The organism is Pseudomonas gingeri (genome assembly GCF_013385635.1).
In the GTDB taxonomy this organism is placed as follows: Bacteria; Pseudomonadota; Gammaproteobacteria; order Pseudomonadales; family Pseudomonadaceae; genus Aquipseudomonas; species Aquipseudomonas gingeri_A.
Window position 1 is genome coordinate 25,719 of record NZ_JACAPR010000006.1, and the last position, 12,656, is coordinate 38,374.

At 64.3% G+C, this 12,656-nt stretch carries 10 protein-coding genes; 8 read left to right on the forward strand and 2 right to left on the reverse strand.

The window, feature by feature from the left end; all coding sequences use genetic code 11:
- The first annotated feature begins 49 nt into the window (after positions 1-49).
- The 6 genes from HX851_RS04520 (at position 50) to lpdA (ending at position 6,826) form a co-directional block, all read left to right on the forward strand.
- Complete coding sequence (locus HX851_RS04520; protein WP_177063262.1) at positions 50-1,807, forward strand: bifunctional alpha/beta hydrolase/class I SAM-dependent methyltransferase; 1,758 nt, start codon at positions 50-52, stop codon at positions 1,805-1,807.
- Complete coding sequence (locus tag HX851_RS04525; RefSeq protein WP_177065167.1) at positions 1,804-3,165, forward strand: phosphatase PAP2/dual specificity phosphatase family protein; 1,362 nt, start codon at positions 1,804-1,806, stop codon at positions 3,163-3,165. The genes HX851_RS04520 and HX851_RS04525 overlap by 4 nt, the downstream gene beginning before the upstream one ends.
- On the forward strand, positions 3,155-3,610 hold the full coding sequence (locus HX851_RS04530) for a hypothetical protein (protein WP_177063260.1): 456 nt from the start codon (positions 3,155-3,157) through the stop codon (positions 3,608-3,610). The genes HX851_RS04525 and HX851_RS04530 overlap by 11 nt, the downstream gene beginning before the upstream one ends.
- 9 nt (positions 3,611-3,619) lie before the next feature.
- Positions 3,620-4,240: a lysophospholipid acyltransferase family protein gene (locus HX851_RS04535; RefSeq protein ID WP_177063259.1), complete on the forward strand. Its 621-nt coding sequence runs from the start codon at positions 3,620-3,622 to the stop codon at positions 4,238-4,240.
- The gene (locus HX851_RS04540; RefSeq protein WP_177063258.1) at positions 4,241-5,173 is read left to right on the forward strand and encodes a phosphatidate cytidylyltransferase; all 933 of its coding nucleotides are present in this window, start codon (positions 4,241-4,243) and stop codon (positions 5,171-5,173) included.
- A gap of 252 nt (positions 5,174-5,425) precedes the next feature.
- Positions 5,426-6,826: a dihydrolipoyl dehydrogenase gene (gene lpdA / locus HX851_RS04545; RefSeq protein WP_177063257.1), complete on the forward strand. Its 1,401-nt coding sequence runs from the start codon at positions 5,426-5,428 to the stop codon at positions 6,824-6,826.
- A 1-nt stretch (position 6,827) separates the two neighbouring features.
- Here lpdA and HX851_RS04550 read toward each other — a convergent pair whose 3' ends face one another.
- Positions 6,828-7,301, reverse strand: coding sequence for an Lrp/AsnC family transcriptional regulator (locus tag HX851_RS04550; RefSeq protein WP_177065229.1), 474 nt, complete (start codon positions 7,299-7,301; stop codon positions 6,828-6,830).
- A 152-nt stretch (positions 7,302-7,453) separates the two neighbouring features.
- Between HX851_RS04550 and HX851_RS04555 the strand changes: the two genes are divergently transcribed.
- Complete coding sequence (locus HX851_RS04555; protein WP_177063256.1) at positions 7,454-8,089, forward strand: LysE family translocator; 636 nt, start codon at positions 7,454-7,456, stop codon at positions 8,087-8,089.
- A 262-nt stretch (positions 8,090-8,351) separates the two neighbouring features.
- Positions 8,352-9,854: an aldehyde dehydrogenase family protein gene (locus HX851_RS04560; RefSeq protein WP_177063255.1), complete on the forward strand. Its 1,503-nt coding sequence runs from the start codon at positions 8,352-8,354 to the stop codon at positions 9,852-9,854.
- A gap of 737 nt (positions 9,855-10,591) precedes the next feature.
- Here HX851_RS04560 and HX851_RS04565 read toward each other — a convergent pair.
- Positions 10,592-12,637, reverse strand: a complete 2,046-nt coding sequence (locus tag HX851_RS04565; RefSeq protein WP_177065169.1) for a 2Fe-2S iron-sulfur cluster-binding protein — start codon at positions 12,635-12,637, stop codon at positions 10,592-10,594.
- Positions 12,638-12,656: the final 19 nt, after the last annotated feature.

Sequence of the window (12,656 nt, forward strand, 5' to 3'; positions counted from 1 at the left end):
ACCTGCCCAAGCTCCCCACCGATCTGCGACACAGCACAAGGATATTGCAATGCGCGACGAGCAAGCCCGCACCTTCAGCACCCACGATGGCGTCGAACTGTTTTATCGTCACTGGCCGGCCAGCGCGCCCGTCGCCGGCGAGCCGCGCAAGGCCATCCTGCTGTTCCACCGGGGCCACGAGCACTCCGGGCGCATTGCCCATCTGGTGGATGAACTGAACCTGCCGGACTTCGATTTCTTCGCCTGGGACGCCCGTGGCCACGGCCAGTCGCCGGGCGCACGGGGCGACAGCCCGAGCTTCGCCACCAGCGTGCGCGACGTACAGACCTTCTGCGATCACCTCGGCGCCACGTTCGATATCGCCGAGGAAAATATCGCCGTGGTCGCCCAGAGCGTCGGCGCGGTGATCGTTGCCACCTGGGTGCACGATTACGCTCCACGGATTCGGGCCCTGGTGCTGGCCTCACCGGCCTTCAAGGTCAAGCTCTACGTGCCTTTCGCCCGGCCGGGCCTGGCCCTGATGCGGCGCTTTCGCGGCAACTTTTTCGTCAACAGCTACGTCAAGGCCAAGTTCCTCAGTCACGACCCGGAGCGCATTGCCTCCTATGACAGCGACCCGCTGATCACCAAGGCCATTTCGGTGAACGTGCTGCTCGGGCTCTACGAGGCCGCCGACCGGGTGGTCGCCGACGCCAATGCGATCCAGGTGCCGACCCAACTGCTGATCTCCGGTGCGGACTTCGTCGTCCATCGCAAACCCCAGGAGCAATTCTTCCAACGCCTGGGCAGCCTGAAAAAGGAGTTGCACATACTGCCGGGGTTCTTCCACGACACCCTCGGCGAACGCGACCGGCACCTGGCCGTCAGCCGTGCCAAACGCTTTATCGAGCAGAACTTCCTCAGCCCGGTCAATCGCCCGGCACTGCTCGACGCCGACCGTATCGGCGATACTTGCGCCGAATCCGAGGCACTGGCCGCGCCGCTGCCGCACAACTCGCCGCGCGATCTCTACTGGCGCCTGACCCGCGCCAGCATGGGCCTGGGCAGCAAGTTGTCGGCCGGGGTCAAGCTCGGCTTCGACACCGGTTTCGATTCCGGCAGCACCCTGGACTACGTCTACCGCAACACCCCCACCGGGCACAGCGCCCTCGGCCGGATGATCGACCAGAACTACCTGAACTCGATCGGCTGGCGCGGTATCCGCCAACGCAAGTTGCATGTCGAAGAGTTGTTGCGCCAGGCCATGGCCCAGTTGCGCGAACAGGGCCGCGAAGTACGTATCGTCGACATCGCCGCCGGCCACGGGCGCTATATCCTCGAAGCCCTGCAAGGGGTGACGCCACTGCCGGAATCGATCCTGTTGCGCGACTACAGCGATATCAACGTGCGCGACGGCAGCGCCCTGATCGTCGAAAAGGGCCTGGAAACTATCGCCCGCTTCGTCAAGGGCGACGCCTTTGACCGCGCCGACCTCGCCGCACTGGAACCCAAGCCGAGCCTGGCGGTGGTATCGGGCCTGTACGAACTGTTCGCCGACAACACGATGGTCGGCAACTCCCTGGCCGGCCTGGCCGAGGCCTGCGAGCCGGGTGCCTATCTGGTCTACACCGGGCAGCCGTGGCATCCGCAGCTGGAGCTGATCGCCCGGGCGCTGACCAGTCACCGCCAGGGCCAGGCCTGGGTCATGCGTCGGCGCAGCCAGGCGGAAATGGACCAGTTGGTGGAAGCCGCCGGGTTCCGCAAGATCACCCAGCGCGTCGATGAATGGGGGATCTTCAGCGTATCCCTGGCCCAACGGGTGCAATGATGATCGCCACCGTGCGCGAAGCCGGCCTGCTGAAACGGGCCGTGCTCTGGCTGATCCTGCTGGCGCCGCTGTTCTTCGCCAGCTACGGCTTCGCCACCTGGTACACCAGCCAGCGCAGCGATGTCGGCAGCTACGTGTTCGACTGGGAAAGCCACATGCCGTTCTGGGCCTGGACCATCGTGCCCTACTGGTCCATCGACCTGCTGTACGGCTTGTCGCTGCTGCTGCCCGGGAGCAAGCGCGAGCTCGACCGGCACGCCTTGCGCCTGCTCACCGCCCAAGTGATCGCCGTCTCCTGCTTCCTGCTCTGGCCGCTGACCTTCACCTTCAGCCGACCACCGCTGGACGGCGTGTTCGGCTGGCTGTTCGCGGTGCTGGCGGGCTTCGACAAGCCCTTCAACCAGGCACCGTCGCTGCATATCGCGCTGCTGGTGATCCTCTGGGTCATGTATCGCCGGCATTTCGCCGGGGTCGGACGCTGGCTGGTACATGGCTGGTTCGCCCTGATCGGGGTGTCGGTGCTGACCACTTATCAACACCACTTTATCGATGTCCCCACCGGCGCCCTGGCCGGCTGGCTGTGTGTCTGGCTGTGGCCGGACGATCGCTCCAGCCCTCTCGCCGTGGCGCGCCTGGCCCATGACGGCAAACGCCTCGGCCTGGCCGTGCGCTACGGGCTGGGAGCGGCGCTGTTGGCCATCGCCGCCTGCGGTTTTGCCGGTGTCGCCTTGTGGCTGCTGTGGCCGGCGCTGGCCCTCGGGCTGGTGGCGCTAAACTATGCGCTGCTCGGTGCCGCGGGCTTCCAGAAACGCGCCGATGGCAGCCTGAGCCCCGCCGCACGCTGGCTGTTCGCTCCCTACCGGGCTGGCGCCTGGATCAATTCACGGCTGTGGACAAGATCCCATCCACAGCCCGACCAGGTTGTGGATAACCTTTGGCTGGGGCGCCTGCCGAGCCGCCGCGAGCTGCAGGCCGGTCCGTTCAGGGCTGTTGTCGACCTGTGCGCCGAGCTGCCGCTGGCGCCACAAGGCCGGGCCTACCGGAGCATTCCGCTACTGGATCTGATCGCCCCGTCCGCCGAGCAATGCCGGCAAACGGCGCTGAGTATCGAGGAACTGCGCCAGCACGGGCCGCTGCTGGTCTGCTGTGCCCTGGGTTATTCGCGCAGTGCCACGGCACTGGCGGCCTGGCTGCTGCACAGCGGCCGGGCAGCAGAGATCGATGGTGCGCTGGCGCTGATCCGCGCGGCACGTCCCGGCGTGGTCTTGCATCCGCACCATCGCCAGGCGCTGGAAGCCATGCTCCACCTGGCGCCCGAGCCGACGCCCGGCAACCTGGGGATCGCCGATGTCCGCTGACATGCCGCTGCAAGTGGTCGCCAGCCTGCTGCGACGCGGGCGCTCGCTGGATCAGTTATCCACAGGGCTGACGCTGCTCGGCGTGCTGCTGGGACTGGCGCCGCTGCTGATCGGCACAATCAGTCACTGGTGCCTCCTGCTCAGCGCCTGGCTGGTGCTGTCGGGCCTGCTGCAGAAATACTGGGCCTTTCGCGTCGCCTTCGATGCCGACCTGTTCCAACTGATGGCGGGGGAACCCAGCGTCCTGGGCGACCGCACCGAAGCCCTGGACCAGGCGCTGCATGACCTCGACCTGCAACCACGGCAGGTGCCGACGCGGCCCTGGGCCGAACGCAGCCGCGGCGCGCTGGGTCTGCTCAAGCGCCAGGCGCTGCTGTTGATTGTGCAAATTTCCCTGCCACTGATCGTCATTCTGGCCAGCCCCTGGCTGCCCTTCGCCAGATAAGGAATCGTCATGTTCGAACCTGTGGTTGCCACCCTGATCACTTCCGGCGCCCGCCTCGTTACCGGCGCCCGCAGCCTGTGGATAGGTTGCGGGCCAGACCCGGTGCAGCGGATCTACTTCGCCAACCACAGCAGCCACGGCGACTTCGTGCTGCTCTGGGCCTCGCTGCCGCCAGCGCTGCGCAAGCTGACGCGGCCGGTGGCCGGCGCCGACTACTGGAACAAGAGCGCACTGCGCCGCTACATCATCCGCCGGGTGTTCAACGGCGTGCTGATCGACCGCGAACGCAAGGAGCCTGGGGATAACCCGCTGCAACCGATGCTCGACGCGCTGGAACAGGGCCACTCACTGATCATCTTTCCCGAAGGCACGCGCAACCAGGAAGACGGCCTGCTGCCATTCAAGAGCGGGATCTTCCATCTGACGCGGACTTATCCACAGGCGCAGCTGATTCCGGTGTGGATCGCCAACCTCAACCGCGTCATGCCCAAGGGTAGAGTCTTGCCCTTACCGCTGTTGTGCACCACCAGCTTCGGCGCCCCGCTGCGGCTCGAAGAAGACGAAAGCAAAGAACACTTCCTGCAACGCAGCCGCGATGCGCTGCTGGCCCTGGCACCGGAGCAACACTGAATGGATAGGCAGACCCTGATGTTGTTCGCCGGGATCGGCATGATCCTGGTCCTGGCTTCGCTGATCGGCTTCGCCCTGCAATGGCGTAGCCGCGGCACGCCGAACGCGGTGATCGACAACCTCAACGCGCGGATCAATGCCTGGTGGGTGATGGTGCTGGTGATCGGCGTGGCCTTCTGGCTCGGTACCGGCGCGGTGATCCTGCTGTTCTATGCGGTGTCGTTCTACGCCCTGCGCGAGTTCCTGACCCTGACACCGACCCGGCGCAGTGACTATCCCGCGCTGGTGGCGGCGTTCTACCTCGCCCTGCCGCTGCAATACCTGCTGATCTATAGCGACTGGTACGGGCTGTTCTCGATCTTCATCCCGGTCTACGTGTTCCTGCTGCTGCCGATCCTCGCCTCGCTGGGCGGTGACAGCACGCACTTCCTGGAACGGGCCTCGAAGGTGCAGTGGGGGCTGATGATCGCGGTGTTCTGCGTGTCATTCGTACCGGCGCTGCTGACCCTGGATATCGCCGGCTACGAAGGTCGCAACTTGCTGCTGATCGCTTACCTGGTGATCGTGGTGCAACTGTCGGATGTGCTCCAGTACGTCTGCGGCAAGCTGTTGGGCAAACGCAAGATCGCGCCCAACCTGTCGCCATCGAAGACCGTCGAGGGCTTTGTCGGCGGCATCACCCTGGCCTCGCTGATCGGCGGCGCGCTGTTCTGGATTACTCCGTTCAATCCCTGGCAGGCATTCCTGATCGCCTTGCTGATCAACCTGCTGGGCTTTGCCGGCGGCATCGTCATGTCGGCGATCAAGCGCGACCGTGGGGTCAAGGACTGGGGTCATATGATCGAAGGCCACGGCGGCATGCTCGACCGGCTGGATTCGGTGTGCTTCGCCGCGCCGATCTTCTTCCACCTGGTGCGCTACTGGTGGACCTGAAGCCGGCCTTGAAGAGATAAAACCTTGTGGCGGGTACGCTCGCCACACAGGTTGCCGCGTGGCAGCGAAGAGGCCCATGAAGCCGCTAAAAGCTTCGCTGGCAAGCCAGGCTCCTACAGGGTCCGTGTTCATCTTGACTGACAGGCATTGGGGCTTGTGCTGCCCGGTCGCTTGACCGGCGCTCTTCAATGCGCTCATATTATACTCATAATATTTTTACCCCCTCGCGACAAAACTTGCAGGAGAACAGCCATGAGCAGCTACGACGTCATCATCATCGGCGGCGGACCAGGCGGCTACAACGCGGCCATCCGTGCCGGCCAGCTGGGCCTGAAGGCCGCTTGCATCGAAGGCCGGGAAACCCTCGGCGGCACCTGCCTGAACGTCGGCTGCATGCCATCCAAGGCCTTGCTGCACGCTTCCGAGCTGTATGAAGCGGCGGTTGGCGGCGAACTCGCCAATCTCGGGATCGAGGTGACGCCCAGCCTCAACCTGGCGCAGATGATGAAGCAGAAGGACAACAGCGTTGCCGGGTTGACCCAGGGCATCGAGTACCTGTTCCGCAAGAACAAGGTCGAGTGGATCAAGGGCTGGGGCCACATCACCGGGCCGGGCCAGGTCGAAGTGACCAACGCCGCGGGCCACAAGACGCTGCTGCAAGCCAAGGACATCGTGATCGCCACGGGCTCCGAGCCGACGCCATTGCCCGGCGTGGCAATCGACAACCAGCGCATTCTCGATTCGACCGGCGCCCTGTCGTTGCCGCAAGTGCCCCGGCACCTGGTGGTGATCGGCGCCGGGGTGATCGGCCTGGAACTGGGTTCGGTCTGGCGGCGACTGGGCAGCCAGGTCACGGTGGTGGAATACCTGGACCGCATCTGCCCCGGCGTGGATGCCGAAGCCGGCAAGACCTTGCAACGCGCCCTCGCCAAACAGGGGATCGGCTTCAAGCTGGGTACCAGGGTGACCCGCGCGACGACCTCCGCCAGCGCCGTGCAACTGCGGCTCGAACCGGCGGCAGGCGGCGAAGGCGAACTGATCGAGGCCGATTACGTGCTGGTGGCGATCGGTCGCCGTCCTTTCACCCGCGGCCTCGGCCTGGAAAATGTCGGCCTGACTACCGACCCGCGCGGCTTGCTCGCCAACCGCGGGCACCGTACCGAGGCGGCGGGAATCTGGGTGATCGGCGATGTCACCTCGGGCCCGATGCTCGCCCACAAGGCCGAGGACGAGGCCATGGCCTGCATCGAACAGATCGTCGGCAAGGCCGGCGAGGTCAACTACGCGCTGATCCCCAGCGTGATCTATACCCGTCCGGAACTGGCGAGCGTGGGCAAGACCGAGGAACAGCTCAAGGCCGAAGGCCGCGCCTACAAGGTCGGCAAGTTTCCCTTCAGCGCCAACAGCCGCGCCAAGATCAACCACGAGACCGAAGGTTTCGCCAAGGTCCTGGCCGATGCCCAGACCGACGAGATACTCGGCGTGCATCTGGTCGGACCGAGCGTCAGCGAAATGATCGGCGAATACTGCGTGGCCATGGAGTTCTCGGCCTCCGCCGAGGATATCGCCCTGACCTGCCACCCACACCCGACGCGCTCCGAAGCACTGCGCCAGGCGGCGATGAATGTGGAAGGCCTGGCAACGCAGATCTAGATCAGTCGGGCAGATGGTCCAGCGGCAGCGGTCCGGGCGTCTTCACCGCCTGGATCGCGAAGTTGCTGCGGATGTCCCGCACGCCCGGCAGCCTCAGCAATTCACCGGTGAGAAAACGCTCGTAGGCACGCAGGTCGGGGACCACCACCTGCAGCAGGAAGTCCGATTCACCGGACACCAGGAATGCCGAGATCACCTGCGGCAAGGCCGTGACCGCCAGCCGGAAGGCCTCGGCGTCGGCTTCGTGGTGCCGCTCGACCTTGACCCCGACAAACACCGTCAGCCCCAGGCCGACCTCATCCCGGTCCAGGTTCACCTGGTAGCCGCGAATCACCCCGGCCTCTTCGAGCATGCGCACCCGCCGCAGGCACGGTGACGCCGACAGACCGATCTGCTCCGCCAGCTCGACATTGCTCAGGCGGCCGTCCCGCTGCAGCGCGGAGAGAATCTTGCGGTCGTAGGCATCGAGTTTTATTTTTGGCATATCCGACTACCTCTTCCGTCATGATTGGCATGAAGTGCCAAGTCTAAGGCTTTATCGGGTCGAATACGCAAGCACCTGCCCCGCTCTTCCAGCATAGACTTTTCCCTGGTTTCCCTTCGGACTTTTCACCCCGACCTCGGAGAATGGTAACGATGCTCCTCTACCTGCTCGCGCTGGCAATGATCTATCTGCTTCCCGGCCCTGACATGATCCTGCTGCTGCAAACCGGCGCACGGCATGGGCGCAGCCTGGCCCTGACCACCGCGCTGGGCCTGGGCATGGCCCGTGCCTGCCATGTCGGCCTGGCTGCCCTGGGCCTGGCGGCGCTGTTCAAGACCGCGCCCTGGACCTTCGATACAGTGCGTCTGCTCGGGGCCGCCTACCTGTTGTGGATCGGCGTGCGCATGCTGCGCCCCGGCACCCTGACCGCCCTGGGCGCCGACAGCGAAAGTGAGCGGGTGCACCGGCTGAACTGGCGCGGAGCGCTGCGCCAGGGGCTGTTGACCAATCTGCTGAATCCCAAGGCGCTGCTGTTCTGTTCGGTCCTGCTGCCGCAATTCATCGATCCCCGGGCCGGGGCGGTCGGCGCGCAGTTTCTCGGGCTCGGCGTGACGCTAGTGGTGATCGGCCTACTGTTCGACAGTTGCTATGCCCTGGCAGGAGCCTGGATTGGTCGATGGCTGGACAACAGTCCACGGGCCCAGCGTGTGCAGCAATGGCTGTTCGGCGGTTTGCTGATCGGCTTCGCCGCCAGGTTGGCGTTTATCCAGCAGGCCTGAGGAGCGGGCTGCCTGGCCCCTGACACAACACCTACCTTGCCACTGACACGCCACACCAACCTTGTGGGAGCCGGCTTGCCGGCGATGAGGCCCTTGAGCCTTGCATCGCCTGTCATACCGCCATCGCCGGCAAGCCGGCTCCTACACCAGAACATGTTCCATCGAAGGTGTAATGTCGTGCAAAAGAAATACGGTTAGCAGGTGAGCCGACGGCGTTTTTCTTATACATTTTGCCCTTCCTTTCCTGACTAGTTTGCGAACCATGACCAGCACGCTCGATCGTCTTATCGCCGGCACTCCCATTCTCTACGCGGGTAACCGGGTTTCCCCGGTGCCGCCGGAATTGGCCGAGCGTTTCCAGCCGGGCGATCACCTGCTGGTCGATCAGGGCAGCGGCGAACTGCTGTTGATCCCGCAGGCCGTGCAACAGATCGCGGCCAAGGCCATCGACACCGCGCAGGGTGCATTCACCGCCCTGGCGCAGGTGTCGGACGAAGCCATCAGCCGCTTCTTCGACCTGTTCGCCGAGCACCTGGAAACGCCCGCCTCCTGGTCCCTGATCGAGGCGGCGAACCAGGCCGACCTGGCCCGGGCCAAAGCCCTGGGACGCTCCACCACCCGTCTGCTGGCCAGCGAAGCCATGCGCCGCGACATGATCGCCGGGCTGCGCGCCTGGCGCGATGCACCGCTGATTCGCGGGCGAGTCCGCGAGTCCGTGGAACATGCCGGCTGGAAGGTCGAGCAGGTGGTCGCGCCGCTGGGCGTCGTGGCGTTTGTCTTCGAAGGTCGACCGAACGTGTTTGCCGATGCGGCCGGGGTCCTGCGTACCGGCAATACCGCCGTACTGCGGATCGGCAGCGATGCCCTCGGCACTGCCCAGGCGATCGTCAAGCATGCGCTGGACCCGGCGTTGCGTGAGGCCGGCCTGCCGGCGGGCGCGGTGTCGCTGGTGGAAAGCATCGATCGCGCGGCGGGTTGGGCGATGTTCGCCGACCGCCGCCTGTCCCTGGCGGTGGCGCGGGGTTCGGGCCATGCGGTGAAACAGCTCGGCGGCATCGCCCAACAGGCCGGTACCGTGGTCAGCCTGCATGGCACCGGCGGTGCCTGGCTGGTGGCGCACCAGGATGCCGATGCGGCGCGTTTTGCCGAGGTGGTGCGCAACTCCCTCGACCGCAAGGTCTGCAATACTCTGAATGTCTGCGTGATCCATCGCCAGCGCGCGGCCGAACTGGTGCCGCTGTTTCTTGAAGCGTTGACTCAAGCCGGCGTGGCCCGCGGCCAGAGCTGCAAGCTGCATATCGTCAGCGGTGACGAAGGTGTCCTGCCCGAGCAGTGGCTGAAGGCCCGGGTACGGATCCAGCGCGCCGATGGGTATCAAGAGGAAGCGCAGACCGAGTCCCTGGCCGAAGAGCAACTTGGCCGCGAGTGGGAATGGGAAGAGACGCCGGAAGTCAGCCTGAAGATCGTCGACGACCTAGACCAGGCCATCGGCCTCTTCAACCGCTACAGCCCGCAGTTTACCGTGTCGCTGATCAGCGCCGAGCGCCAGGCCCACGACTACTTCTACAACAGCATCAATGCGCCATTTGTCGGTGACGGATTTACCCGCTGGGTCGATGGGCAATATGCGCTGAACAAGCCGGAGCTGGGGCTTTCGAACTGGGAGGACGGCCGGTTGTTTGCCCGCGGGGCGATTCTGTCGGGCGACGGCGTGTTCACCCTGCGCAGCCGGATGAGCCAGATCGATACCGCTTTGCGGCGCTAAGACGCCCTACTGTAGGAGCTGGCTTGCCAGCGATGAGGCCCTTGAGCCCTGCATTGCCTGATCAGCCGCCATCGCCGGCAAGCCGGCTCCTACAAGTTTGTGCCTAACCGCAAAATATCGTTGCTACCACAGCCCCCTGTAGGAGCTGGCTTGCCAGCGATGAGGCCCTCGAACCCTGCATCGTCCGAACGGACGCCATCGCCGGCAAGCCGGCTCCTACAAGTTTGTGCCTAAGCGCAAAATATCGTTGCTGCCACGGTCCGTGTAGGAGCCGGCTTGCCGGCGATGAGGCCCTCGAACCCTGCATCGCCCGAACGGACGCCATCGCCGGCAAGCCGGCTCCTACAAATTTGTGCCTCACCGCAAAATATCGTTGCTGCCACGGTCCGTGTAGGAGCTGGCTTGCCAGCGATGAGGCCCTTGAGTCCTGCATCGCCCAAACGGACGCCATCGCCGGCAAGCCGGCTCCTACAAGATTGTGCCTAAGCGCAAAATATCGTTGCTGCCACAGCCCCCTGTAGGAGCTGGCTTGCCAGCGATGAGGCCCTTGAGTCCTGCATCGCCTGACCGCCCGCCATCGCCGGCAAGCCGGCTCCTACAAGATTGTGCCTAAGCGCAAAATATCGTTGCTGCCACGGTCCGTGTAGGAGCTGGCTTGCCAGCGATGAGGCCCTCGAACCCTGCATCGCCCGAACGGACGCCATCGCCGGCAAGCCGGCTCCCACAGAGATCGAGATTCAGATGTCCAGCAACAACGGCTCCGGGCTACTGGCTGGGATCGCACAACAGATCAGCACCTGCCCCTCGCCCGGCAGTTCGGCCGGGGGGTATGGATAATGCACCTGTCCACTGATCAAGCGTGTGCTGCAAGTCCCGCATGAACCAACCCGGCAACTGAATTCCGGACGCAATCCGCGACTTTCCGCCAACTCCAGCAGGCTGCCACCGTCCGGTTGCCAGCGGGCCTCCTTAGCCGACTGATGAAACACTACCGGTACCGCAACCGTCGCGGCAGGTGGCTGTTCGATCGGGCTCAAGCCAGGGTCCAGTTGTCGCCGCAAGGTCGACGGGCCGAAGGTCTCGGCGTGGATATGGTCATCGCGAATATCCATCTCCCGCAGTTGGTCGTACAGACTCTGGGTAAAACCGCCTGGCCCACACAGCACGAAATCCACCGCGTCATAGTCCTCGACCAGCAACAACGAACGCATGACTTCGACACTCAACCGCCCCGGCAGGTCGTAATCCTCACCCGGCACCGCCTCCGGTTCCGGCTGACTCAGCAAGCGCAGCACCTGCACGGTTTCGCCGCCGCGCTCCAGCAGTTCATCCAGTTCGTCGCAAAAAGGTAATTCCGCCTTGGACCGGGCACTGAGAAACAGCACGGTGGGCCGCATGCGCCGCGTGCGTTTTCCCTGGTATACCACTTCCCGCAACATCGACAGCAAGGGCGTGATGCCGACTCCCGCCGCGAGCAATACCAGTGGCCGTCGTTCATTCGCCGCCACCGTGAAGTGCCCTTGAGGAGCACGGGCTTCGATCCGGTCGCCCACCCGCAATTGGTCATGGATATGCGACGAGACTTGGCCATCACGCTTGACGCTGATCCGCAGAAACGAATCCGAGGGTGCGCCGGACAGACTGTAGGTCCGAATATAGCTTTGCCCATCGATGTCGAAGCGCAGGGGCAAATGTTGCCCGGCGAGAAATACCGGCATCCCTGCTCCATCGATGGGTTCCAGGTACAACGAACGAATGGTCGAACTCTCTTCGACAATCCGGGTGATCTGCAACGGCCGCCAGCTGTTGCCAAGGGCTTCGGCCTGCAAGCGGGCGGCGGCTTGCGGCCAGTTGCCGGTCATCAGGCTGTTGGGTGAAAAGGCTTCGAACTTCCAGCGCAAGGTCGATGCCGCCGGACGACGCACGGAATGTTCCACGTGGAACGTCCACAACCGCTCGGCACCCTGGAAGGCTTTCACCAGGGGACCGTCAAGAATGACTTCGGTACGTCCGCTGAGTTGCAGCAGATCACCGCTGTTGAAATCGATAAACAGCAAGCCGGCACGGGGATTGAGCAGCAGATTACCCAGGGTATTGAAGTGCAGGTTGCCGGCAAAATCCGGGATGGTCAGGCAATCGCCTTCCACCTGGACAAAACCGCTTTGCCCGCCGCGATGGGAAACGTCCACCGAACGGACTCCGTCAATGTCGACATAGCTGGCGACAAAGAAGGTATCGGCGGCACGAATCATCGCCGTCGCTTCCGGATCCAGCGTCTGGGCGCGGTGTACGACCTGCAGCGCCGGGTCAATCGCCGCCACCCGCCGAAACTGGCGCAACTGGATATATTGCGGGCAGTTACCGAAGCTGTGTTCCACGGCGATGTTCAGGCCTTGATCACCCCGGCTCTCGATATGTCCGTTGAGCCGATTACGCCGCCGCGTGTGCAATTCGATGCCCAACAAGCCCAATGCGGCACCCGCCTGCAATGCCGAAAAGGTCGGGTCCTGGGGCTGCGCGAAGCTGTCGAGCAGCAGATGCCGGGGATCGGGAGACAGGGCAAAACCGGGGTCGCCCTCGAACAGGCTCGCCCAGGGGCGACCTGCTTCATCCACCGCGCCGAACAGCATGAAGGGCAGTTGGCGATAGAAGTCGCGATGCTGGTCCGGCATATAGTCACGGACTACCTTGGAGCCCAGCTCCGCCATCCGCTCGGCCACGCCGACTTGCGTCTGCATCTGCCGCTCGCCCGCATGCCAGGGTGAAACTCCGGGTTCGTTCATCACGACTTCTCCACTGCAA

Coding starts and splice junctions, on each gene's coding strand:
- HX851_RS04520 (WP_177063262.1), top strand. CDS start 50: ATGCGCGACGAGCAAGCCCGCACCTTCAGCACCCACGATGGCGTCGAA.
- HX851_RS04525 (WP_177065167.1), top strand. CDS start 1,804: ATGATGATCGCCACCGTGCGCGAAGCCGGCCTGCTGAAACGGGCCGTG.
- HX851_RS04530 (WP_177063260.1), top strand. CDS start 3,155: ATGTCCGCTGACATGCCGCTGCAAGTGGTCGCCAGCCTGCTGCGACGC.
- HX851_RS04535 (WP_177063259.1), top strand. CDS start 3,620: ATGTTCGAACCTGTGGTTGCCACCCTGATCACTTCCGGCGCCCGCCTC.
- HX851_RS04540 (WP_177063258.1), top strand. CDS start 4,241: ATGGATAGGCAGACCCTGATGTTGTTCGCCGGGATCGGCATGATCCTG.
- lpdA (WP_177063257.1), top strand. CDS start 5,426: ATGAGCAGCTACGACGTCATCATCATCGGCGGCGGACCAGGCGGCTAC.
- HX851_RS04555 (WP_177063256.1), top strand. CDS start 7,454: ATGGTAACGATGCTCCTCTACCTGCTCGCGCTGGCAATGATCTATCTG.
- HX851_RS04560 (WP_177063255.1), top strand. CDS start 8,352: ATGACCAGCACGCTCGATCGTCTTATCGCCGGCACTCCCATTCTCTAC.
- HX851_RS04565 (WP_177065169.1), bottom strand. CDS start 12,637: ATGAACGAACCCGGAGTTTCACCCTGGCATGCGGGCGAGCGGCAGATG.